This is a genomic window from Mycobacterium sp. 1465703.0 (genome assembly GCF_001672975.1).
Classification (GTDB): domain Bacteria; phylum Actinomycetota; class Actinomycetes; order Mycobacteriales; family Mycobacteriaceae; genus Mycobacterium.
The window spans coordinates 16594-38379 of record NZ_LZKU01000071.1 but is presented as its reverse complement, the minus strand read 5'-3'; the positions used below and the strand labels follow the sequence as shown (position 1 = coordinate 38379).

Genomic DNA, 21786 nt, shown 5'->3' with positions numbered 1-21786 from the left:
TTCTGCGCGCACGACGCCGACCATCGCGAGCATATGCGGGCGCGAACTCACTGCATGGAGCTGATCATCAGCCCGCCGTCGCCGGCGGCTTGGGTGGTCGCGCTGCTGTCCTGCCGGAAGTCGATGAACGCCGAACGGCCGTTCCCGGTGTTCAGCATTTCGGTGAAGGTGCCGATCACCGGAATGGTGCCCTGCGGATCCACCACGGTGGCCGTGTAGTTGATCGAGGCTTCCTGCTGAAAATTGGCGCCGGGTAGCGGCTTGACATCGGGCGCCGACAAGCGGTTCACGTCGGTCAGGATGGCCGATGCACTGTTGGTGTACTGGTCGATGTCGGCCTGCAGTAGCCCCGCGGCGTCGGTGCCGGCGGCCGGTTTGACCGTGATCCGCAGCTGCGCGCTGGTGTCGGCGTTGTTCAGTGCCACCCAGTTCGGGCCGCGGTGTCCGAATGTCCAGCCGGGCGCGGGGGTGACCGAGACGCCCTGCGCGATGGCGATCGCGTCATCGGAGGTTAGTGCCACCGAGGCCGTCGATTCGGTGCGGTGAGCGACGGCGCCGACCACCACCGCGGCCGCGACGATCACGCGCACCGTCGCCAATCGCCACCCGGCCCGGCGGGAGCGCCTTTGCAGCTGAGTTGTTGACATCGCTATTCCTAACGTCGTCGGACGCTGCGAAATTCGTCCGTGGGCCCATCGTCCTTCAGGGCCAGGAGCAAAGTCCAAGTCGGGTTTGCTTTTAACTGGCACGGCCCCGTTGTCGAATCGTCGGCGCCACTCTGTAAACGCAAGCGCGCAAACTGGTTTCACGCGAAATTCCCTATTCGTGACGCGATTTCGGGGCGGTGTGTCACCATGACGGGGCTCCGACCCGCCTGATCGACTCAGACAAGGACCCTTTCATGGTGAACCCCGACCGCGCCCGTTCCCGCACCTTCGTCGTGACCGGCGCCGCGTCCGGCATCGGCCTGGCCACCGCGCGGCGGCTGCTGGACGAGGGCGGCACGGTGATCGGCGCCGACCTGACCGCCCCGCCCGACGACCTGGGTCCGCGATTCACTTTCGTCTCCGCCGACGTCACCGACGAAGCCGCGATCGCCGCGGTGCTGGCCGCCGTGCCCGGCCGCCTCGACGGGCTCTTCCACGCCGCCGGCGTCGCCGGGGGAGGCCCGGTGCACCTGCTCGAGCGTGCCGAATGGGACCGGGTGATCGGGATCAACCTCACCGGCACCTTCCTGGTGGCCAAGGCGGCCCTGGCCAAGATGATCGACCAACCACGAGCCGACGGCGAACGGGGTTCCATTGTGACCGTCGCCAGTGTCGAGGGTCTGGAAGGCACCGCCGGCGGCAGTTCGTACAACGCGGCCAAGGGCGGCGTCGTGCTGCTCACCAAGAACATCGCGCTGGACTACGGGCCGAGCGGCATCCGGGCCAACGTGATCTGCCCCGGATTCATAGAAACACCGATGGCGCACAGCGTCTTCAGCATCCCGGGGATGGAGGGACCGCTGGCTTCGATCACCAAGGAGCACGCCCTGCAGCGGTTGGGCCAACCCGAAGAGATCGCCGCCATGGCCGCCTTCCTGCTGTCGGCGGACGCCTCGTTCGTCAGCGGCCAGGCCCTTGCCGTCGACGGCGGCTACACCGCCGGTCGCGATCACGGTGTCGTCGAACTCTTCGGCTTTCCCACCTGACGCGACTAAGATTCGTACATGAGCGGTGGACTTACTCCTGACAAAGCGATCGAGGCGATCAGGGGCGCCGGAGGTGCTCAGCCCGGCTGCCGCGCATTGCACGCCAAGGGCACGCTGTACCGCGGCACGTTCACCGCCAGCCCCGACGCGCTGATGCTTTCGCGCGCACCGCATCTCGATGGCTCACCGGTTCCGGCGCTGATCCGCTTCTCCAACGGATCGGGAAACCCCAAGCAGCGTGACGGCGCACCCGGAGTGCGCGGAATGGCGGTGAAGTTCACGCTGCCCGACGGCTCCACCACCGACGTTTCGACGCAGACCGCCCGCCTGTTCGTCTCCAGCACGCCCGACGGCTTCATCGATCTGCTCAAGGCGATGCGGCCCGGCCTGACGACACCCGTGCGCATGATCAAACACCTGCTCTTCCACCCGGGGCTGCTCGGCGCGTTACCCATACTGCGTGAGGCGAACCGCATTCCGGCCAGCTACGCCACCACCGAATACCATGGCCTGCACGCGTTCCGCTGGACCGCCGCCGACGGCAGCGCCAGATTCGTTCGCTACCACCTGGTTCCGACCGCGGCCGAGGAATACCTGTCCGGGTCGGATGCCAGCCGCAAGGATCCCGACTTTCTCACCGACGAGCTGAAGACGCGACTGGACGACGGGCCGGTGCGGTTCGACTTCCGGGTGCAGATTGCCGGACCCACCGACTCGACGGTGGATCCCTCGGCGGCCTGGCAGAGCACCCAGATCGTCACGGTCGGCACCCTGAAGATCACCGGTCTGGACAAAAAACGAGAGCGCGGCGGCGACATCGTGGTGTTCGACCCGATGCGCGTGACCGATGGCATCGAGCCCTCCGACGATCCGGTCCTGCATTTCCGAACCCTGGTGTATTCGGCTTCGGTCAAGCTGCGCACCGGCGTGGATCGCGGCGCCGAAGCTCCTCCCGCCTGACCGGGGCCGACCCTGGACTCGGTTCGCACCGAAATCGGCGGCAGGCTAGGGTTTTTCTTCGGTGTCGCCATTTCAGATGTTCCTCATATGCCTGGCCGGGCTGGGCGCCGGCGCGATCAACGCGCTGGTCGGGTCCGGCACCCTGATCACCTTCCCGACGCTTGTCGCGCTCGGCTATCCACCGGTGACGGCCACCATGTCGAACGCGACAGGTCTGGTCGCCGGTAGCCTCTCGGGCACCTGGGGCTATCGCGCCGAGTTGAGCGGTCAGTGGGATCGGCTGCGGTGGCAGCTCCCGGCCTCACTGGCCGGCGCGGTGCTGGGCGCCTATCTGCTGCTGCATCTGCCCGAGCAGGTATTCGCCGAAATTGTGCCGGTGCTGCTTGTGCTGGCCTTGGTGCTGGTGGTGATCGGACCGCGGATCCAGGTTTGGACGGCGCGGCGGGCCGAGCAGGCGGGCCGCGCGCCCGAGCACGTCAGCCCGCGCCGGATGGCGACGCTGGTGTTCGGCACGTTCGCCGTCGGCGTCTACGGCGGCTACTTCACCGCCGCGCAGGGCATTCTGTTGGTCGGCCTGATGGGGGCTCTGCTGCCGGAGTCGGTGCAGCGCATGAACGCGGCCAAGAACCTCTTGGCTTTAGTGGTGAATGTGGTTGCCGCCGTGGCCTATACGGCGGTGGCGTTCGACCGGATCAGCTGGCCGGCCGCCGGGCTGATCGCGGCGGGCTCACTGGTCGGCGGGTTGCTCGGCGCGCGTTATGGGCGACGGTTGTCGGGCAACGCGCTGCGCGCCATCATCGTAGTCGTGGGACTGGTCGGGCTGTATCGGCTGCTGGCGGTGGCCTGACGAGCAGCCCGCCGCGGCAACGGGATTCACAGCTCCGGCTCAACTCAATGTGGCCTCGGCGGCTTCGGCGATGACGTCGCGCACCTCACCGCGTTTGCGCCAGGCCCGCAGCTGACGCATCGCCCCGTTACCGTGCGATACGACTCGGGCGAGTTCGTCGAGAACGTAGTCGTATTCACCCAACGACTCCAGCGCGGGGCGCACCCGCTGCACCAGCGCCTGCAACTGCTCATCCGCCGGCACCGCTCCGCGGTCGTGAATCAAATCGACTGTGCGGCCGGATAACCCGTCGTGTGCGGCCTTCCAATATGCCGCGCGCAATGCACCTGGCGGCAGCCGCCGAGCCTCATCGGGTGCGTCCAGGGCCGTCATCACCGCCGCCCTGGTCAAGGTGGCAAGCAGCACCGTCTCGGCGACCGTGGCCGGCACGTCGGCCACCCGGACCTCCACCGTCGGAAAGTCCGCCGATGGACGCACGTCCCAATAGACCATGTCCTTGTCCAGGATCACCCCGGTGTCGACCAACATGCGCACCGTCTCGTCGTACTCGTCGGATGAGGCGAAAAACGGCGGTGCTCCCGCGGCGGGCCAGCGCCGCCACAGCACGCTGCGCCAGCTCGCATACCCACTGTCGGCGTTGCGGTATACCCGCGAATTCGCCGACAGCGCAAGCAAAGACGGCAGCCACGGCCGCAGCCAATTACTGACATGGATGGCCGCGTCGCGATCGGGCACCTGCACATGCACATGGCACCCACAGATGCCTTGCTCGTGAGCGATCATCCCGAACTCCTCGCCGATCCGCTGGTAGCGCGGAGTGTCGGTGACGGGAAACTCGTGCGGCGTGGCCGGCGGAAGCCCACAGGCCAGCAGCTGGACACCGACGGCCTGCGCGGCCTGCGCGGCGGTGCGCCGCAGCCGGCTCAGTTCCTCGCCGAGCTCGGCACCTGTCGCCGCCACCGATGATGTGGTCTCCACCTGGCAACTGCTCAGTTCGAGCTGCAGCTTGACGCCCCGGCGCTTCGCCTCCGCGGCCACCGCGGCATTTTGCGGGGCGGGCTCGCCCTTTTTCGGGTCGACGAGGAGGAATTCCTCTTCGGCACCAACGGTCGGATTCTCGCCCATTGAGCCGGTGACGGCCCGATCTTTTACCGGCGAGCGGCCGCCGACAGCGCGGAGTCGACGGTCGGATAAATCGGCAGCACGCTGCTAAGCCCACACGCGTCGATAATGCGGCCGACAATCGACTCACAACTCACCAGCCGTAGGTCAATTCCGCGTCGCTGGCAGCGCTTCGCCTCATCGGCGAGCACTTCGAACGCGCAGCAACCCATGAAATCGAGCCCGGTGACGTCGACGACAAAGGGGCCGGGCGCGGTGACGCCGCTGGCCGCCTCGCTCACCAGATGGCGCCAGGTGTCCTCGTTGCAGGCGTCGACTTCACCCCCGGCGTAGATCACCACCGAGGGGCCGCTGCGATCGGCAGTCGCCCGTAGCGTGCTATTCGGGTCGCCTAGTTCGTAAACGAGTTTTGTGCTCAGCGTCAAATGACTGGTGGGCATTGGTTCCACAATGACGGAATTCATGATGGACCCCCTAATCGACAGGCGCTGCAGACGCCTCGATGGATGCCCGTCCTAATGTCTGAAGACAGACCTTCTTCGCCTATGCGAATCTCTTTTCTATAACGAGACAGGGCGGTCTGTCTACTGGCAGGGCTTAAGAGTATGGTAAGTGCCGCCATGACGACTTCCGATGTCGGATCGCCTCCCGCGTCGGCGCGTGAACGTGTTCTTACCGCGGCATATGAATTGTTCAGCCGCCGTGGAATCCGCGCCGTGGGCACCGACGAAGTGATCGAACGGGCAGGCGTCGCCAGGGCGACCCTGTACCGCCATTTCGCCACCAAAAACCATCTGGTGCTGGCGGTGCTGCAGCGCCGTGAGGAGCTGTGGACGCATGGCTTGATCGAGGAGCAGTCCCGGCGGCGCGGCAACACCCCCGAGGAACAGCTGCTGGCGATCTTCGACGTCATGCACGAATGGATTCAGCTCCGGGACGGGTACGAGGGCTGTTCGTTCATCAACGTGCTGCTCGAGGTGGGACCCGATCACCCGGCCGGTCGAGCCTGTATCACCCACATCGACCACGTGCGCGACATCGTGCGCCGCCGCGCTGTTGCGCTCGGCTTGACCGATGTCGAGGACTTCGCCTCGTCCTGGCACATCCTGATGAAGGGCGTGATCGTTCTGGCCGCCGTGGGAGATATCGACGCCGCGCTGCGCGCCCGCAAGATGGCCCGCGCTTTGATCGACGCACACCGGCCGCCACTGGCGGTGGACACCAGCGAGGCCGTCTAGTCAGACGGTGTCGGCGCGGTGCTGCCGGTCTTGCGTCGGTGTTCGGCTTCCAACTCCGCGATCATCCGGGAGGTGCGCTCCCGCAACAGGATTGCGGCGGTCACACCGGCGATGACGGCGATCACCAGCCCCATCCAGGAGAACCGCTCCAGCCAGCGTTCGGCGGCGATTCCGGCGAAGTACACCAGCGCGGTGGTGCCGCCCGCCCAGCAGATGGCACCCGAGACGTTGGCCGCCAGGAACCGGGGGTAATGCATCTTGAGCGCCCCGGCCAATGGTCCGGCCAAGATCCGCAGCAGCGCGATGAAGCGACCGAAGAAGACGGCCCGAACACCCCAGCGGTTGAACAACTTTTCGCCGAGCGCAATGTGTCCGGGACCGAAGTGTTTCGGAAACCGTCGGCCCAGTCGGTCGAAAAGCGGCATGCCGAACCGGCGTCCGATGGCGTAGCCGATCGAGTCGCCGATCACCGCGCCCATCACCGCGGCGATGCCGACCCCGAGTGGATTGACGGCCAGCTCATGGTGTGACGACATCAGCGCGGCGGTGACCAGCACGATTTCACCCGGCAACGGAATGCCCAAGCTCTCCACCCCGACCACCCCGCCGACGACCAGGTAAACCGCCAGCGGAGGAATCGAGTGCAGCAAGGACTCTAAATGCATGCGTCAAGGATGCCTGACCGGCCAAGAACCCGTGACTTAAGGTGTGCGCTTGAACTCGCTCGGGGCACCCAGCCCCTCCAACCGCGGACGTTTCGGTTCGCGCCCGTCGTACGACGACAGGCCGCGTAGACGCCGCCAGATCCAGGGTAAGAAACTCTCGTGGGTCCAGCGCAACTGCTCGAAAGTGCCGGCGGCGAAAGAGCGCTGGGTGGGACTGAGGCCGCCGCATGCCCAATCATGGTTGGCGTCAGGCAAATTGAGCGCTTCAGCGGCCGCGGCGGCGAATAGGATATGGCCCTTGCTGGAGGCGTGCACCCGGTCGACGGCCCAGGTGTCCAACTCGCGCATCGAGGGGGCGTTGTACAGATCGACGAGCCGGAACCCGTAGCGTTCGGCCGCCGCGCTGATCGCCGCGTTGATTCGGGCCAGCCGCCCCGCCACCAGCCGTCCTAACGGGAGGAACTGCGCGACGTTCGGGAAGGTCGTCGTCACCACCGTCGCCCCCGACTCGGCCAGCGCGGCGTAGATGCGCTCGAGGTCGATTAGGGCGGGTGCGAAGGATCGGCCGGGCTGGATGACGTCGTTCATGCCGGCGCAGACCGTGACCAGATCGGGCTGCATCGCCAGTGCCTGTGGAAGCTGCTCGAAGAGCACGTGGCTGATCCGTTTTCCGCGGATCGCGAGGTTGGCGTACTGCAGGCCGGGGTACAGGGAATCGACCATCACCGCGAGCCGGTCGGCGAATCCGTGCAGGCCGATGGTGTCGTCGCCGTCCCACAAGCCCTCGGTTTGGCTGTCACCGATGGCGACGTAACGGTGATATGCAGCGTGAGTAGCCCCGCTCACGATGCCGAGAATAACCCGAAGCCGCGCCCATAACTGGTTACCGTGGACGCATGCCACGCAAGCGCGAGTCGGCCGACTCGAGCGCCGCTGCGGCGCCGGCCGCCGATCCGCTTGCGCCGCAATACCCGATCGAGTCGGTCGACAACGCGCTCAAGCTGTTGTTGTTGCTGGGCGAACAGCCCCAGATCCGGTTGAGCGAGGCGACCCGCTATCTGGGCGTGGCGTCGTCGACCGCGCATCGGCTGCTGGCGATGCTGGCCTATCGCGGTTTCGTCCGGCAAGACCCGGTGTCCAAGGCGTATCTGCCCGGTCCGTCGTTGACCGGGGTGGCGTTCGCGATCTTCGGCCGCATCGACATCGCGCGGTCCGCCGTGCCCGTCATGCGCAGCCTCAGCGAGCAACTGCGCGAGACGGTGCACGTCGGAATGCTGGATGGTGCGAGCGTGCGATTCGTGGCCGCCGTCGAGGGTCCGGCCGCGGTGCGGGTGGCGTCCAGGCTGGGCCGCGCCATGCCCGCCCATTGCACCTCGACGGGCAAGGTCATGCTGGCCCAGTTGTCGCCGCCGGAATTGCGTGCGCTGCTGCCGCGCGAGCGGTTGAAGCGCATCACCTCGCATTCGATCGGCAGCCGCAGCCGGCTGGAGGCCGAATTGGCCGATATCCGCGAGCGTGGCTACGCCACCAACCGTGAAGAGAGTGAGGAAGGCGTCGCGTCGGTCGCGGTGCCGATTCCGACCCGCGCGCCCGGGCTGCGGCTCGCGCTCAACGCCGCCGCGCCGCAGAACCGGCTGGAGGCTTCCCGGTACCCCGCGGTGGCCGCGGCGCTTGTCGCGGCCGCCAAGGAGATTGGCGATCAGCTCGGCTAACCCGTTAGCCGTGCCACCTCGTGGCGCCAGGCGGCCTCGGCGGTGAACGCAGATCCCAAGTCCGGCAAGTCATCCCAGTCCGCGTCGTCGATGTCGTTACAGGTGCCGCCGGCCGCGTGCACCCGCAACGACATTCGGGCCAGCGTGTCCAGGCTGATCGCCTGCAGCACCGCCTGCGGCACGGTGGCCGAGACGCTGGTGATTCCGTGTCCGCGACAGATCACCACCGGCCGGCCACGCATCGCCGCCACCATTTCCTTGCCCAGCCGCGAATTCCGGATCAGCACAGCGCGTTCGTAGACGGGTACACCGCCGCGTGCCAGCCAGGCGCCGGGAATGTCGAAGGCGCCGTAGATCGGCCTGATCGTGATGCCGGCCAGGTCGGCGGCGACCACGTCCGGTGGATGCAGGTGCGCGACGGCGACGTGCCGTGCATCGGCCAGCATGGTCTCGACGTGGATCGGCAGCTCGTTGGGAACGCGATAGCCGTCGAGTTCGCCTGGGGCACCGGCGCTGCCGTCAAAGTTGATCAGCCGGATGTCGCTGGGCCGGGTGAACGCCACCCCGGTATCGGTATCGCTTCGGCAGCGCACCAGCAGGTGCTCGTCGTCGATCCGCAGGCTCAGGTGGCCGAGGATGCCATCGACCAGGCCGCGGGCCGCCGCGACGCGGCAGCCCTGGGCCACCAGAGCGCGCTCCTCGTCCAGGACGGTCATCGCGGTGCCCCCAGTCCGAAACCGCCGTCTGGCCGGACGGTTTCGCCGGTGAACCCGCGGGAGCGGTCTGAGGCCAGGAACACATAACTCCACGCGTGATCCTCACCCGAGAGCGCGACGTGCAGGGGAGTGCGCGCGGCCACCTGGTGCGCCCGATCAGGGCTGTCGTCCAGGCGGGTCTGGTCGAGTCCCAGGCTGGACAGGCCGCGCAGGTCGGTGTTGAGCGTGCCGCCGGGCGCCACCCCGTTGACCCGGATGTGTGGCGCAAGTTCGTACGCCAATGCCGAAACCAGTCCGCGTACCGCGAATTTCGAGGATACGTAGAGCACACCGCCACGTCCGGGGTAGAACGACGACGCCGACTCGGTCAGCACGATCGAGGATCCGCTCGCCGTGCGCAGCGCCGGGAGCGCGGCCTTTATCGACTGCAGATGACTCAGCACGTTGGTACGAAACATCTCGTCGAACGCATCGGACAGCAGATCGGTGTCGATGTCATCGAGGCCCCGGTAGAAGTCGAAGACGCCCACGCAGTTGACCAGGGTGTCCAACCCGTCGAAGGCATCCTCGGCCGCGGCGACGGCGCGGTCATTGGCCTCGCGGGTGGTGGCGTCACCCTCGACCACCGGGACCTGCGGCAACTGCTGTCGCAACCCTTCGCACTTGCGTGGGTCACGTTCCAGCGCAGCGACTTTCGCGCCTTCGTTGCTGAACGCGTCGACGACGGACCGGCCGATCCCCGAGCCGGCACCCACCACCAGTGCGCGCTTGCCGGCCAACCAGCCGGTCATGGTTGCGGTTCGCTTTCGTCCGGCAGCAGCGGCGCGTGGGAATTGCCGACCATGGCCGCCAGAGTACGGGGATTCTGCCAGGTCAATGCCTCGACCTCTAGAGCGTCCAGGGTGATCCACTGCCCGGATCTGGGCGCACTGATCAGCAGGCGTGATCCGTTGCGAGTGTCGACACGGCGCACCATGACCTCGGTGAATTCGTTTGCGACGCTGATAGGTTCGCCGACCGTGCCGTCCAACAGCTGCTGTAGCTCATCGCGAACATCGCTCATAAAAACACCGCCAGGTTCTGCATCCGAAGTACCGACTCGTCGGCGATGATCGTGCGGCGGGCCAGCTTCCAGCGATCATCGCACCAGCGCAACACGTCCTTGCGCCCGCACGACATCAAGGCGCTGTCGTTGACGTCGCCCCGGCTGCGAAACAGCAGTTCGGCCGATTCGACCACCAGGTGGGCTTTGTCTTCTGGGTCGTCCGGCTCAAAGGTGCGCACGTTGGTGATGAAATGCCGCAGCCGAGACGGCGGGTCCTCGGCCCACACGTGGTCGGTGCCCATCCGCGCGACCCGCTGGTTCAGCGAGTACTTGTCCTCGTCGAAATGGTCCATCCCCGGTGACGTGTCGAACCCGGCACCGCGCGCGGTTGTGACGCGCACCGGCATGGCGTAGTGAACGTCGTCGGTCAGCGTGTCCAGCCACGCCTCATACTGTTGGGCATCGAGCAGATACGCCTCATCGACCAGGAACTGATGCGCCGCCACGTGCCGAGTGTCATTAAATGGCAAGGGCTTCATGCCGGTACCCGCTGCAGATAGTCGGCCCACATGTTCAGCAACGCCCGTTGGTTGTGTTCGTTATAGCCGACTTGCGCGCGTCCGGGCCCGTGGAAAGCGCTGGGCGACAACGCCTCGATGACGGGACGGTCGTCGGCGAGCAGACCCATCCGGCTGTTCAGCAACAGCCGTCGTGCCATGGAACCGCCTGCGGTGGTCGTCAGCGACACCCAGTTCTCCACATCGTCTTGCTCGAACATGCCGGTCGACCCGAAGCACATCAGGTACGCCTTGTACGAGTCTTGTTTGTACTGCGGGGGAGCCGCGGAATCCACCGCGAACCACGAGCAGACCTCGGTCTCGTGCGCAGTGATCGGCTGCCACAACCGAATCGAGATGAACGGCAGCACCTCGGCCTGCCGATGGTCATCGCGGTCGCGCACCTTGGGCCAGTTGTGCACGAAGCTGAGGTTGGGGAAACACGTTGCGGCCGAGATCATGAACCCGTCGTCACCGACCACCCGTTGCTGTCGCGGTGTCCACACGTCTTTGATCCGGCCGATCATCTCGTCGGGGTAGCCGACGTAGCGCATCCGCTCCTCGAAGCTGCCCGGGGGGAGTTTGTAGGTGGTTCCGCCGCCGCGGTGCGCCCAATACGTGGCGCCGTCCTTGCGTTTTTGCGCCTTCGGTTCGCGGAACAGTCCGATGTCGACGATCGACGCATGGGTGTGCGGGGTGTGGTACATGTCGCCGGCGAAGTTCTCCGCGCCGATCTTCCAGTTGGCCTTGATCCGCCAGCGCTGCGGGCCGCGCACTTCGACACCGCCGGCGCTCTGTTTGGTGTAGTAGTCCAGATAGAAGACGAAATCGCCGAGGAAATCCCGCAATGGTTCGGCGTGCGGATCCAGGCTGATGAACATCAGGCCGTTGTAGCTCGCGAAATTCGGTGCAGGCAAAAGGGTTTGGTCTTTGGCGAACCCCTCGTCGCCGCCGTAGGCCTCCCGGTGGAACGGCAGCCCGGTCAGCCGACCGTCGTTGCGGTACGTCCAGCCGTGGTAGGGGCAGCGGAAGTTGGAAGCGTTTCCCAGCTCCGCGCGACAGACCTGCATCCCGCGATGCAGGCACATATTGAACAGCGCCCGCACCGTGCCTTGCGAGTCGCGGGTGATGATGAAGGAGTCGTCGAGGACCCGGCGCACCACGTAGTCGCCGTCCTGCGGGATCTCGGACTCGTGGCCCACGAACGTCCACGCCCGGCTGAACAGCCGCTCCCTCTCCAGCGCGAACAGTTCCTGGTCGTTGTAGATGTGCGCGGGGATCATTCCCCGGCGCACGTTCTCGAAGACCTGCACCAATTCGCCGCGATGGCCTGCCATGAACTCCTCTGTTCTACAGAAATACCCTCCGCTCAGTAGAATCCCGCAGTCTTCGCCGTCGGTCAATCACCAAGCAACCGAGCCGCCAGGCTTCTACAAGAATGCTCGGTGCTAACTCACAGGTGGCACGCAATTAATTGCTGGAAGCCCGCGGCTACGGTGGGTCACGACAGCCACTCCGCGATGGTGAGCGCGAAGTAAACAAGGGGTAATCGGCCGGTTTTGCGGAAAATAGCCGCCGTTTTCCGCTGATCTGAGGAAGGACTGGTGTCATGGTGAGTCGGCCACGAGGGGGTCGATTGCAGCAGGTCGGATCGAAGATTGTGGCCGCTATCGGACGCCAGGAATGGATTGATCGACCGAGCTATCGGTTCGAACACCTGCTCAGCTTCGCCTACAACGGGCTGGGCGGCGCCCGCAACACCGTCACCAACGCGCTCAACGGGGTCTGGCTCGGGCACCCGGTGCATCCACCGCTGGCGTCACTGACCAGTGGCGCCCTGGGCACCACGGTGGCGCTCGACGCGTTGAGCGTGCTGCCCGGACAACCCCCGACCGAAGTCATCGACGCATCGCGATTTGCCTGCCGGGCACTCGGGGTAGGCATCCTGGCCAGCATCGGCTCGGCCGTCACCGGCGTCACCGACTGGCAGCACACCCACCAGGAAGACCGACGGGTCGGCGCGGTGCACGGCCTGGTGAACGTGCTGGCGACCGCGCTGTACATGCAGTCGTGGTGGGACCGGCGCAAGGGCCGGCACGGTCGCGGCATCGTGCTCACCGCCCTGGGCTACGGCATCACCGTCGCCGGCAGCTATCTCGGTGGGGCGCTGGTGTTCGAGTCCGGGATCGGCATCGATCAGTCCGGTCCGCGGCTGCGCACCTCCACCTGGACGCCGGTGCTGCCGGCGAGTTCGCTGAACGGCAAACCGGTACGGGTCGAGGTCGACGGAGTGGGCCTGGTGGTCTGCCAGACCAAACCGGGCGAGGTCGCGGCGTACGGGGAATTCTGTCCGCACCTGGCCGCGCCGATGGCCGACGGCTGGCTGGACCGGGGCCGGCTGGTATGCCCCTGGCACGGTTCATGGTTCGCGGCCGAATCCGGGGAAGTTGTCCGCGGGCCGGCAGCAGCGCCGCTGCCGTGCTATGAGGCGCGACTGGTCGACGGAGTGGTCGAAGTCCGCGGCGCGCAGCACGCTCCCGGCGGCGCGGTAGGAATCGCAAAAGGAGAAGCCAATTGAACGCCTATGACGTGCTCAAAGAGCACCACATCGTGATCAAGGGCCTCGGCCGCAAGATCAGCGAGGCGCCGGTGAATTCCGAAGAGCGGCATGCCCTTTTCGACGATCTGCTGATCGAGCTGGACATTCATTTCCGCATCGAGGACGACCTGTACTACCCGGCGCTCAAAGATGCCAGCAAGCTGATCGCGGTCGCCCATGCCGAGCATCGTCAGGTGGTCGACCAGCTTTCCGTGCTGCTCAAGACCCCGCAGAGCGCGCCCGGTTACGAGGACGAGTGGAATTCCTTCAAAACCGTGCTGGAGGCCCACGCCGACGAAGAGGAACGCGACATGATCCCGGCGCCGCCGGAAGTGAAGATCACCGATGCGGAGATCGAAGAGCTGGGCAACAAGATGGCCGCCAAGATCGAGCAGTACCGCGGCTCGGCCATCCACCGCCTGCGAACCAAGGGCCGCGCGGCATTGGTGCGCGCCCTGTAGCAGCCGACGACACCGCCCGCTTGCGGGATTCGGCGGGCCACCGGGAGTAGCGTCACGGCTCATGAAGCCCGAGTGTCTCGCTTCTCAGGGTGACATCACGGCGGAGATCGCCCGCATCGCAGCGCAATACCCCGTCGGGCAAGGCGGGCAGCCGCGGCTGGACTATCCACCGTACCGCAGCACGAGGTTGCGCCACCCGAAGCGACCGCTGGTGCTCGTCGATCCCGAGGGCGTCGAACGCTGGGCCCCGTGCTTCGGCCGGCAAGACGTCGACCCGCTCGACGCCGACCTGACGGCCGGTCACCCCGGTGAGCCGATCGGGGAGCGCGTCGTCATCGCCGGTCGCGTCCTCGACCAAGCCGGCCGGCCAGTGGCGGGCCAGTTGGTCGAGATCTGGCAAGCCAATGCGGCCGGTCGTTACCGCCACCAGCGCGACCAGCACCCCGCACCACTGGACCCGAACTTCACCGGCGCGGGCCGCTGTCTGACCGGGCCGGACGGCAGCTACCGTTTCCGGACCATCAAGCCCGGCCCCTATCCGTGGCAAAACCACCACAACGCGTGGCGCCCTGCGCACATCCATTTCTCGCTCTTCGGAACAGCTTTCACCCAGCGCCTGGTCACCCAGATGTACTTCCCGGGCGACCCGATGTTCGAGCTCGATCCGATCTTCCAGTCCATCCTCGATCCCGCCGCGCGGCAACGGCTGATCGCCCGCTACGACCACGACCTCACCGAACCGCAATACGCGACCGGCTACCGGTGGGACATCGTGTTGGCCGGTCGCGGCCGGACCCCGACCGAAGGTGAGCATGACTGAATCTGCTTGCACGCCAGCACAAACGGTCGGGCCCTTCCTCGACCTGGGATTGCCGTATCCCGGCGACAACACGTTGGTCGACGACGGCCATCCGCAGGCCATCCGACTGCACGGCACCGTGTACGACGGCGCCGGTGTCGCCGTCCCGGACGCACTGGTGGAACTGTGGCAACCCGACAGCGCGGGAAGGATTCCACAACAAGCCGGTTCGCTGCGCCGTGACCCCGCGTTCACCGGGTGGGGCCGTTGCGCGACCGACGCCGCCGGAGACTACGCCTTCACCACATTGACGCCCGGTACGGTACTCGCCGGGCGTCCACCGTTCTTCGCGCTCACCGTGTTCGCCCGCGGCCTGCTAAACCGGCTTTTCACCCGCGCCTACCTGCCCGGCGGCGATCCGCATGCCGACCCGCTGCTGGCGGCGCTCGACGCCGAGCGCTCGCACACATTGTTCTGCGTCACCGAAAATGACGGCACCGCTTACCGTTTCGACATCCATCTGCAGGGGCCGGCCGAAACCGTGTTCTTGGAGTACCGGGACGTCGCACGATGACCAACCTGTTGTGGCCCGGAGACCACCGCGCCGGTGAGCACCTGAGCGATCGGGCGCTGCTGGCATCGATGGTCGCGGTGGAATCCGCGTGGCTGAGCGCGCTGGTGGCTGCCGGCATTGCTCCGGCCGAATGCGCCGCGGTGGATCTGTCGAAATCGATCACGCTCAACGATTGTGAGGCGCTGGCGGTCAGTGCCGAAGACGGCGGAAACCCGGTCATTCCCCTGGTGAAACTGCTGCGCCGGCGGGCCGAACCGGGCATCGCCCCGTGGATCCATCGCGGACTCACCAGCCAAGACGTCTTGGACACCGGGCTGATGCAGGCCGTGCGCGCCGTCGCCGATAACCTGAAAACACAGCTGCGACAGCAGATTTCCACACTGTCCGAACTCGCCGCCCGGCACCGGGCCACGCCCATGCTGGCCCGCACCCTCACCCAGCACGCCGCGCCCACCACGTTCGGCGTCAAGGCCGCCGGCTGGCTGGACGGCGTCGTGGACGCATTCGAGCGGGTGGCCGCGCTGGTCACGCCCATCCAGATCGGCGGCGCCGCCGGGACACTGGCCGCCACCACGGAGTTGGCGGCATTGCTCACCGGCTCCACCGACCCGGCCGCAGTCTCGGCTCAGCTAGTCCACAGCGCCGCAACCACTTTGGGCTTGCATGACCGGCCCGCGTGGCACACCGCCCGCGCACCCATCACCGCGGCCGCCGACGCCTTCGTGAGCTGCACCGACTGCTGGGGTCGCATCGCCTCCGACATCGTCACGCTGGCCCGCCCGGAGATCGCCGAACTCAGCGAGCCGACAACCGGGGAGCGCGGCGGCTCGTCATCGATGCCGCATAAGCGAAATCCGGTGCTCTCAATCCTGCTGCGTCGCGCCGCCATCGCGGCACCGCCATTGGCCGCGACGCTGCACACCGCGGCGGCACTGGCCAACGACGAGCGCCCGGACGGGGCATGGCATGCCGAATGGGACACCCTGCGCACGCTCGGCCGGCGCACCGTCGTCGCGGCATCTCAAAGCGGGGAGTTACTGTCCGGCTTGACCGTACACACGCAACGTATGGCCGAAAACCTGGATGCTGCAGACGTGTTGGGTGAACAGCGGGCGATAGCCGACTTGGTGGGCAAAGAGCCGTCGTCGACCTACTTCGGCGCCGTCGACCGATTGGTCGACGAGAGCCTGACCCGTGCTGCGCGGGCGCTGGGTTAGCGCAGGTAAATGCTGGCCAGCCAGATGTGCAGCAGCGTGTCGATTACCCGGTCTTCGGGAATCGCCTGGTCCTCGGCGGCGAACGTGGCGGCCATCATCCGCTCGCTCAACATGTTGAGCGCCACGGACAGCTCCGCGGCCGGGATGGTGTCGGGGGCGGCACCGCGACCTTGCTCGGACTTGATCGCGATGGTCGTGTAGGAGATCCACTTGCTCATCAGCGCCGACCACAACTGGCGCGCCTCGGGGTTGGTCGCTGTGGCCGCCGCGCCCGCGACGGCGACCGCCCGGTGCGATCCGGACACCTCGAAGAACGATTCGATGCGCGCCCGCCAGATCGCCTCGGGGTCACCGCTGGAGACGACGTCGAGCGCTCCCAGTGCCGCTTGCGCCTTGCTGTTCATCTGATCGAGCAGCGACAACAGCACCGCGTTTTTCGACCGGAAATAGAAGTAGAAGGTGGGTCGCGATATTCCGGCGCCTTTTGCTAAGTCGTCGACGGAAAAGTCGGCCAGCGGCCTTTCCTGCAGTAGCCGCTCGGCGGTGGCCAGTATCGCTTGCTCGCGGTCGTCACCGGCGTGCTGCGACGCGCGGCGGCCCCGCGAGGCCTGCGGATACTTCGTTTGTGTCGGGAAGTCGGACACGCCCGTTACTGTTGGGCACGTCGATATACGTCAACAAAACTGTTGATGAAAACCAGCAATAATGTCGATTAAGAACCGTGCTTTGCTGGCGACTTCTTAGTCGGCAACCGCGATCTCGATCGACAAGCATTCACTCAGCGCATGCGCGGCCGCCCAGTCGCCACCGCACACGGCGCGCTCGAGTTCGTCGACCAACGGGCTGTTGGCGCCCAGGTCGGCCAGCCAGGCCGATAGCGTCGCCGTGATCTGATGTGCGGGTACCCGGGCGATGTGTCCGTTGTGGAGGCGGTCGGTCAACTGGTAGATGGTGGCCGAAGGCCTGCGTTGCGACCAATGAACCATCCATTTCGGTGAATTCATCGTCCCCTCCCCGCTAGCCCCAACGACTCGTCCGATCCCGGCACCACGTTCGGCTCTAGGGCACAATAGTACGTCTGTACCAATGTGTTGGTCGGCATTTCGGCCGTGGGAAATCCCGTTTTTTTCATCTCTTTTGTCATCGGATCGCCTACCTGGTCCTACTGAATTCGGCGCCGCGTCAGCGAGGCGCGGCTGCGGGTCATGATGCGTTCTAAGACGTTGTGGGACAGGTCGCCGTCGTTGGCCACCCGGGCGAGGCCGCGCCGCCTCAAGAACATGTCCAGCCGCCGATCCGGTGACCAATCGGCGTAAATGGCCCCGAGGTAATGCGACTGCAGGAAGTCCGAAGCCAACGCATCGAGGTCGGACTCCGTCAGCAACGGTGGCGTAACACCCATAGTCGGCAAGCTCCTTCGTTCTCCCCGCAACTGCCGCAGCCAAGTTACGTCAGGGGGCGTCACTAAACCGTCACGCACAGATTGCGGAACGGAGCCAAAGTCGGCCGCGACGCAAAGGCGAAGGTCGAAGCCTCCCAGCGGTTGTCAGGCGCTGCCGGATGCCGCCGGCTTATGCGCGACGAGGGCGACGGCGGCCAACTGTTTGCGATGTTTGCGGAACGTGCGGCGCATCGCCAGAACCCGCTTACGCGCGTCCCGATGCACGGCCACGTTCCTGGCGAATCGCAGCGCACCGAAGAACCCTTCGTCGGCGACCAACCGGCGCGGCTGCAACAGTGCCATCGGTGCGGTCGCGACCCGATCGACCACCAAGCCATGCTCGGCGAGCAGCTTCGACCACTCCGCGACGGTCAACGGGCGGGCGTTCACCTTGATCGCCCGGGCGAGTGCCTGCCGGATGTCGGTGCTGATCTCCTCGGGCACGTTGTCCGGAGTGAGGGCCAGTTCGTGGATCGCGTAGCGGCCGCCCGGCCGCAACACCCGCGCCGCCTCGGCGACGATGGCCCGCTTGGCCGCATCGCCCTGCATGCTCAGCATCGCCTCGCCGATGACGACATCGCTGCTGGCATCCGGTAATCCGGTGGCCGCCGCATCCGCGACCCGCACGGCTGCATTATGCGCGCCGAGATCGCTGAGCACGCCGCGCACCACGTTGGCCGCGTCCGGGTCGCCTTCGGCGCCCACGTACGACCGAGGTCCGCGGGCCACGATCTCGGTGGCGGTGCGGCCCAGGCCGGGCGCCAATTCGACGACGTCGGCTCCGCTCAGCTGCGCCTGGGACAGCAGGGTGCGGGTGAGCTCGACACCACCGGGGCGAAGCACCCGCTTGCCCAGTCGCGCGAGCAGCCAATGGCCGGCAACCGCGTCGTCGGCGCGGCTCGACGACGGCAGTCGACGTTCGGAACCTGGTCGTTGTCCTGGCATCAGACCTCCTGCCGCGCAGAGCTTTCCACCGGCTTCAGAGGCAACTCCAGGCCCCGGCGCACCGGGGGTGGGGTGTCGCTAAGTTTACCGATTCGGATTCGCCAGACGGTGGGACCCTTGTCGAGGTACTCCCAGTCGTAGCCGCCCGGGTAATCAGCCTCGAATTCGCCGTGCAAGTGCTTGGGGTCGTGGTTGTTGACCAAGACGAACGATTCGCCGACTTGCAGCGCGGCGTATTTCGCGAAGATTCTCGGGTGCTTGTCCGGCTTGCGCAGCTGACGTATGTCAAGTTCGTTGGCGGCCATAGCGTCTTCGACCTTCGCCCTAGTTTTTACAAGCTATGTTGTGTAAACTCTAACGCATGACCTACGTGATCGGGAAGCCGTGCATCGATGTGATGGACCGCGCATGCGTCGACGAGTGCCCGGTGGATTGCATTTACGAGGGCGGTCGGGCGCTCTACATTCATCCCGACGAATGCGTCGATTGCGGCGCTTGTGAACCGGTGTGTCCGGTGGAGGCGATTTATTACGAAGATGACCTGCCCGAGGACCTCAAGCCGTACCTGGCCGACAATGAGGCGTTCTTCGCTGAAACGCTGCCGGGTCGTGACGCCCCCTTGGGGTCACCGGGCGGGGCGGGCAAGCTCGGTCGCCTCGGTGTCGACACACCCTTGGTGGCGGGCCAGCCCAGTGCCGCTCCCGACGGGGCGTAACGGACTAAGAGCGGGAGGGGCCCTTTGAAGTCTCAGAAGTTGCAGGACTCGTCTACCGGGGAATCGGCAGGCCGGCGACGCGCCGTCATGCGGCTGTTGCGGGCCTCGCCGGATCCGATGAGCATCGCAGGAATCGCCGACGTGCTGGGTGTGCACCCCAACACCGTGCGCTTCCACCTCGACAGCCTGGTCGCCGACGGGCAGGTGGAACACGTAGAGCTGGACCGTAAGGGGCCGGGACGTCCACCGCTGATGTTCCGCGCGGTGCGGCAGATGGACCGCGGCGGAACGCGGCACTACCGGCTGCTGGCCGAGATCCTGGCCACGGCCTTTGCCGCCGAGCGGGACCCGGCGCCCAAGGCCCTGGCCGCGGGCCGGGCCTGGGGGCAGCAGATGGATGCCGAACGGCATCTGCCGACCGACGGCGCCGACAGCGCCGAAGAGGCCATCACCCATTTGATCGATGTGCTCGACGAACTCGGCTTCGCGCCCGAGCGCCGGGTGAGCGACGGGCAGCAGCAAGTCGGACTGCGGCACTGCCCGTTTCTGGAACTGGCCGAGAACCGGTCCAGCGTCGTTTGCCCGGTGCACCTGGGCCTCATGCAAGGCGCCATGGAGACCTGGGGCGCGCCCGTCGCGGTGGACCGGCTCGACCCGTTCGTCGAGCCGGATCTGTGTCTGGCCCATCTGACGCTGCAAGCGGCCGAATGAACACCGGCACAGCGGTCGCTGTCGCCCTGACCTTCATCTGGCTCGGCATGGTGCTGGCCATCTCTTTCCTCGAAGCCCCGTTGAAGTTTCGGGCGCCCAACGTGACGTTGCAGATCGGCCTTGGCATCGGGCGCTTGGTCTTTCGCGCGCTCAACACAGTCGAGGTGGCCTTCGCGCTCGTCATCGGGGCCATCGTGGTGTCCGGTCCGGCCGCCGGGGGCGTGACGGCGGCAATCGCCGTCGCGGTGGCCGCTTTGGCCGTGCAGCTGGTCGCGGTGCGTCCCGCTTTGACCCGTCGGGCCGACAAGGTGCTCGCCGGATCGGAAGGGCCACGCTCCAGGGCCCACTACGTCTACGTCGCGCTGGAGGCGGTCAAGGTGGTCGGTCTCGTCGTGGCGGGGATACTGCTACTGAGCGGTTAACTCCCGACCCTTGAGGCTTCATGCAGGCCTTGCAACTTCGAAGGACCCGATATGGAATCGATTTCGCTGACCGACCTCTCGTCCGAAAAGATCGCCGAAGCCAAGCAATCGCACAGCGGACGGGCCGCCCACACCATCCACGGCGGTCACACCCATGAACTTCGTCAGACGGTGTTGGCCCTGCTGGCCGGTCACGATTTGTCCGAGCACGACAGCCCAGGTGAGGCGACATTGCAGGTGCTGCGCGGCCACGTGCGCCTGACGACCGGCGGCGACGCCTGGGACGGCAAGGCCGGTGAGTACGTCGCGATTCCCGCCGAACGCCACGCCCTGCACGCCGTGGAGGATTCGGTGGTCCTGCTGACCGTGCTCAAGACCATTCCCTCGGCGCACTAGCCGCGATGTTGTCGACGGCTTGGTCAAGGAGTTTCGGGCTGCGGGTCCCGATCGTCAACGCCCCGATGGGCGGGGTCGCCGGTGGCCGTCTGGCCGCGGCGGTCACCGCCGCTGGTGGTCTCGGCATGGTCGGCATGGGCAGCGTCGCGACCAGGGAGCTGCTCGCTGAGCAGCTGGCGCACGTCGACGGACGGTTCGGCATCGGCATGGTGGATTGGGTGATGCGCAACGAGCCCGGGTTGCTCGAGGACGCGCTGGCCGCACGCCCCGCCTTGTTGTCGGTCAGCTTCGGAACCGAATGGTCGTGGGTCGAAAAGGCGCATGACGCCGGAATCCCCACCGCCACACAGGTTTACGACAGCATCGGGGCGCGTCAGGCTGCCGACGCCGGAGTCGACATTTTGGTTGCGCGCGGCTCCGAGGGCGGTGGCCATGGAGAGGACAAGCTGGCCCTGCTGCCGCTGCTGGACGCCGTGTTGGACGCCGTCTCGGTGCCGGTGCTGGCCGGCGGCGGTGTCGCCTCGGCGCGCAGCCTGGCCGCGGTGCTGGCCGCAGGTGCCAGCGCAGCGTGGGTGGGCACCCGGTTGTCGGCCTGTCCGGAGGCCTTGACCGGGGACACCGGCCGCCGGGCCTTGGTCACGGCCACCGAAACCGACACCGCCGTCACCCGGGTCTTCGACGTCGCCAAGGGCCTGCCCTGGCCGGCGCGGTTCCCGTCGCGGGTGTTGGCCAACGACTTCGTCGAGCACTGGACGGGCCGCGAGGAAGCGCTGGACGCGCAGGCCTGCGACGAGTTGGCCGCCGCGATCGCCGCCGGGGACCGGCGGATGGTTCCGGTGGATGCCGGTCAGGGCGTTGGGATGATCCGCAGCGACGCGTCGGTGGGCGAGGTCATCGACGAGATGTGCACGGGCGCCGAGAAGTTGTTGTCCGGCTGGGGCGGATAGCGTG

At 66.6% G+C, this 21786-nt stretch carries 30 protein-coding genes; 15 read left to right on the top strand and 15 right to left on the bottom strand.

Annotated elements, in window-relative coordinates:
• Positions 1-47: 47 nt before the first annotated feature.
• Positions 48-647 carry a hypothetical protein gene (locus A5625_RS06665; RefSeq protein WP_066990535.1) on the bottom strand — a complete coding sequence of 200 codons (600 nt, stop codon included), beginning with the start codon at positions 645-647 and terminating at the stop codon, positions 48-50.
• Between the two features lie 254 nt (positions 648-901).
• On the opposite strand from A5625_RS06665, the gene A5625_RS06660 reads away from it, so the two are divergent.
• From A5625_RS06660 to A5625_RS06650, 3 genes are all read left to right on the top strand, one after another.
• The gene (locus tag A5625_RS06660) at positions 902-1693 is read left to right on the top strand and encodes an SDR family NAD(P)-dependent oxidoreductase (protein WP_066990532.1); all 792 of its coding nucleotides are present in this window, start codon (positions 902-904) and stop codon (positions 1691-1693) included.
• An 18-nt stretch (positions 1694-1711) separates the two neighbouring features.
• Positions 1712-2653 carry a catalase family peroxidase gene (locus tag A5625_RS06655; protein WP_066990530.1) on the top strand — a complete coding sequence of 314 codons (942 nt, stop codon included), beginning with the start codon at positions 1712-1714 and terminating at the stop codon, positions 2651-2653.
• A gap of 61 nt (positions 2654-2714) precedes the next feature.
• On the top strand, positions 2715-3500 hold the full coding sequence (locus tag A5625_RS06650; protein ID WP_066990527.1) for a sulfite exporter TauE/SafE family protein: 786 nt from the start codon (positions 2715-2717) through the stop codon (positions 3498-3500).
• Between the two features lie 39 nt (positions 3501-3539).
• Here the strand turns inward: A5625_RS06650 and A5625_RS06645 are convergent, their stop codons facing one another.
• Together A5625_RS06645 and A5625_RS06640 are read right to left on the bottom strand one after the other, a co-directional pair.
• The gene (locus A5625_RS06645; RefSeq protein ID WP_066990524.1) at positions 3540-4625 is read right to left on the bottom strand and encodes a glutamate--cysteine ligase; all 1086 of its coding nucleotides are present in this window, start codon (positions 4623-4625) and stop codon (positions 3540-3542) included.
• 23 nt (positions 4626-4648) lie between these two features.
• Entirely contained in the window at positions 4649-5086 is a 438-nt protein-coding gene (locus A5625_RS06640; protein WP_066990522.1) for an anti-sigma factor antagonist, read from the bottom strand.
• Between the two features lie 156 nt (positions 5087-5242).
• On the opposite strand from A5625_RS06640, the gene A5625_RS06635 reads away from it, so the two are divergent.
• Entirely contained in the window at positions 5243-5860 is a 618-nt protein-coding gene (locus A5625_RS06635; protein WP_066990519.1) for a TetR/AcrR family transcriptional regulator, read from the top strand.
• Here A5625_RS06635 and A5625_RS06630 read toward each other — a convergent pair.
• On the bottom strand, positions 5857-6525 hold the full coding sequence (locus A5625_RS06630) for a DedA family protein (RefSeq protein WP_066990517.1): 669 nt from the start codon (positions 6523-6525) through the stop codon (positions 5857-5859). The two genes, A5625_RS06635 and A5625_RS06630, sit on opposite strands and share 4 nt — an antisense overlap.
• A gap of 36 nt (positions 6526-6561) precedes the next feature.
• Positions 6562-7371 (bottom strand): SGNH/GDSL hydrolase family protein, encoded by an 810-nt coding sequence (locus A5625_RS06625; protein ID WP_066990514.1) that lies wholly within the window; start codon positions 7369-7371, stop codon positions 6562-6564.
• A 50-nt stretch (positions 7372-7421) separates the two neighbouring features.
• Between A5625_RS06625 and A5625_RS06620 the strand changes: the two genes are divergently transcribed.
• On the top strand, positions 7422-8237 hold the full coding sequence (locus A5625_RS06620; RefSeq protein ID WP_066990512.1) for an IclR family transcriptional regulator: 816 nt from the start codon (positions 7422-7424) through the stop codon (positions 8235-8237).
• Here A5625_RS06620 and A5625_RS06615 read toward each other — a convergent pair.
• The 5 genes from A5625_RS06615 to A5625_RS06595 are packed head-to-tail and all read right to left on the bottom strand — an operon-like array spanning position 8234 to position 11892.
• The gene (locus tag A5625_RS06615) at positions 8234-8953 is read right to left on the bottom strand and encodes a class II aldolase/adducin family protein (RefSeq protein WP_066990509.1); all 720 of its coding nucleotides are present in this window, start codon (positions 8951-8953) and stop codon (positions 8234-8236) included. The genes A5625_RS06620 and A5625_RS06615 overlap by 4 nt on opposite strands.
• Positions 8950-9744, bottom strand: a complete 795-nt coding sequence (hcaB, locus tag A5625_RS06610) for a 3-(cis-5,6-dihydroxycyclohexa-1,3-dien-1-yl)propanoate dehydrogenase (protein ID WP_066990506.1) — start codon at positions 9742-9744, stop codon at positions 8950-8952. The genes A5625_RS06615 and hcaB overlap by 4 nt, the downstream gene beginning before the upstream one ends.
• On the bottom strand, positions 9741-10016 hold the full coding sequence (locus A5625_RS06605; RefSeq protein ID WP_066990503.1) for a dihydrodiol dehydrogenase: 276 nt from the start codon (positions 10014-10016) through the stop codon (positions 9741-9743). The genes hcaB and A5625_RS06605 overlap by 4 nt, the downstream gene beginning before the upstream one ends.
• On the bottom strand, positions 10013-10537 hold the full coding sequence (locus A5625_RS06600) for a 3-phenylpropionate/cinnamic acid dioxygenase subunit beta (protein WP_066990501.1): 525 nt from the start codon (positions 10535-10537) through the stop codon (positions 10013-10015). Before A5625_RS06600 ends, A5625_RS06605 begins: the two co-directional genes overlap by 4 nt.
• Positions 10534-11892 (bottom strand): aromatic ring-hydroxylating dioxygenase subunit alpha, encoded by a 1359-nt coding sequence (locus tag A5625_RS06595; protein ID WP_066990498.1) that lies wholly within the window; start codon positions 11890-11892, stop codon positions 10534-10536. The genes A5625_RS06600 and A5625_RS06595 overlap by 4 nt, the downstream gene beginning before the upstream one ends.
• A gap of 272 nt (positions 11893-12164) precedes the next feature.
• Between A5625_RS06595 and A5625_RS06590 the strand changes: the two genes are divergently transcribed.
• The 5 genes from A5625_RS06590 to A5625_RS06570 all read left to right on the top strand — a co-directional run bounded on the left by A5625_RS06590 (position 12165) and on the right by A5625_RS06570 (position 16205).
• The gene (locus A5625_RS06590; protein ID WP_066990496.1) at positions 12165-13133 is read left to right on the top strand and encodes a Rieske 2Fe-2S domain-containing protein; all 969 of its coding nucleotides are present in this window, start codon (positions 12165-12167) and stop codon (positions 13131-13133) included.
• Positions 13130-13615 (top strand): hemerythrin domain-containing protein, encoded by a 486-nt coding sequence (locus A5625_RS06585; protein ID WP_066990482.1) that lies wholly within the window; start codon positions 13130-13132, stop codon positions 13613-13615. Before A5625_RS06590 ends, A5625_RS06585 begins: the two co-directional genes overlap by 4 nt.
• A 61-nt stretch (positions 13616-13676) precedes the next feature.
• On the top strand, positions 13677-14435 hold the full coding sequence (gene pcaH, locus A5625_RS06580) for a protocatechuate 3,4-dioxygenase subunit beta (RefSeq protein WP_066990480.1): 759 nt from the start codon (positions 13677-13679) through the stop codon (positions 14433-14435).
• A complete protein-coding gene (pcaG, locus tag A5625_RS06575) occupies positions 14428-14988 on the top strand; it encodes a protocatechuate 3,4-dioxygenase subunit alpha (RefSeq protein WP_066990477.1) in 561 nt (186 codons plus the stop codon). The genes pcaH and pcaG overlap by 8 nt, the downstream gene beginning before the upstream one ends.
• Positions 14985-16205 (top strand): lyase family protein, encoded by a 1221-nt coding sequence (locus tag A5625_RS06570; protein ID WP_066990475.1) that lies wholly within the window; start codon positions 14985-14987, stop codon positions 16203-16205. Before pcaG ends, A5625_RS06570 begins: the two co-directional genes overlap by 4 nt.
• On the opposite strand, the gene A5625_RS06565 is transcribed toward A5625_RS06570, so the two are convergent.
• The 5 genes from A5625_RS06565 to A5625_RS06545 all read right to left on the bottom strand — a co-directional run bounded on the left by A5625_RS06565 (position 16202) and on the right by A5625_RS06545 (position 18896).
• A complete protein-coding gene (locus tag A5625_RS06565; RefSeq protein WP_066990473.1) occupies positions 16202-16849 on the bottom strand; it encodes a TetR/AcrR family transcriptional regulator in 648 nt (215 codons plus the stop codon). The two genes, A5625_RS06570 and A5625_RS06565, sit on opposite strands and share 4 nt — an antisense overlap.
• Before the next feature lie 96 nt (positions 16850-16945).
• The gene (locus A5625_RS06560) at positions 16946-17209 is read right to left on the bottom strand and encodes a hypothetical protein (protein ID WP_066990470.1); all 264 of its coding nucleotides are present in this window, start codon (positions 17207-17209) and stop codon (positions 16946-16948) included.
• Positions 17210-17367: 158 nt separating this feature from the next.
• Complete coding sequence (locus tag A5625_RS06555; protein ID WP_197515993.1) at positions 17368-17586, bottom strand: hypothetical protein; 219 nt, start codon at positions 17584-17586, stop codon at positions 17368-17370.
• Positions 17587-17751: 165 nt separating this feature from the next.
• Entirely contained in the window at positions 17752-18591 is an 840-nt protein-coding gene (locus tag A5625_RS06550) for a class I SAM-dependent methyltransferase (RefSeq protein ID WP_066990464.1), read from the bottom strand.
• Positions 18591-18896, bottom strand: a complete 306-nt coding sequence (locus A5625_RS06545) for a DUF2249 domain-containing protein (RefSeq protein WP_066990461.1) — start codon at positions 18894-18896, stop codon at positions 18591-18593. The genes A5625_RS06550 and A5625_RS06545 overlap by 1 nt, the downstream gene beginning before the upstream one ends.
• A 56-nt stretch (positions 18897-18952) precedes the next feature.
• Between A5625_RS06545 and fdxA the strand changes: the two genes are divergently transcribed.
• The 5 genes from fdxA to A5625_RS06520 all read left to right on the top strand — a co-directional run bounded on the left by fdxA (position 18953) and on the right by A5625_RS06520 (position 21782).
• On the top strand, positions 18953-19306 hold the full coding sequence (gene fdxA / locus A5625_RS06540; protein WP_066990458.1) for a ferredoxin: 354 nt from the start codon (positions 18953-18955) through the stop codon (positions 19304-19306).
• Positions 19307-19393: 87 nt separating this feature from the next.
• Complete coding sequence (locus tag A5625_RS06535; protein ID WP_232003482.1) at positions 19394-20017, top strand: metalloregulator ArsR/SmtB family transcription factor; 624 nt, start codon at positions 19394-19396, stop codon at positions 20015-20017.
• Entirely contained in the window at positions 20014-20439 is a 426-nt protein-coding gene (locus tag A5625_RS06530) for a hypothetical protein (RefSeq protein ID WP_066990452.1), read from the top strand. The genes A5625_RS06535 and A5625_RS06530 overlap by 4 nt, the downstream gene beginning before the upstream one ends.
• Positions 20440-20490: 51 nt before the next feature.
• Positions 20491-20835, top strand: a complete 345-nt coding sequence (locus A5625_RS06525) for a cupin domain-containing protein (protein WP_066990449.1) — start codon at positions 20491-20493, stop codon at positions 20833-20835.
• Positions 20836-20840: 5 nt separating this feature from the next.
• Complete coding sequence (locus A5625_RS06520) at positions 20841-21782, top strand: nitronate monooxygenase family protein (RefSeq protein WP_066990446.1); 942 nt, start codon at positions 20841-20843, stop codon at positions 21780-21782.
• Positions 21783-21786 lie beyond the last annotated feature (4 nt).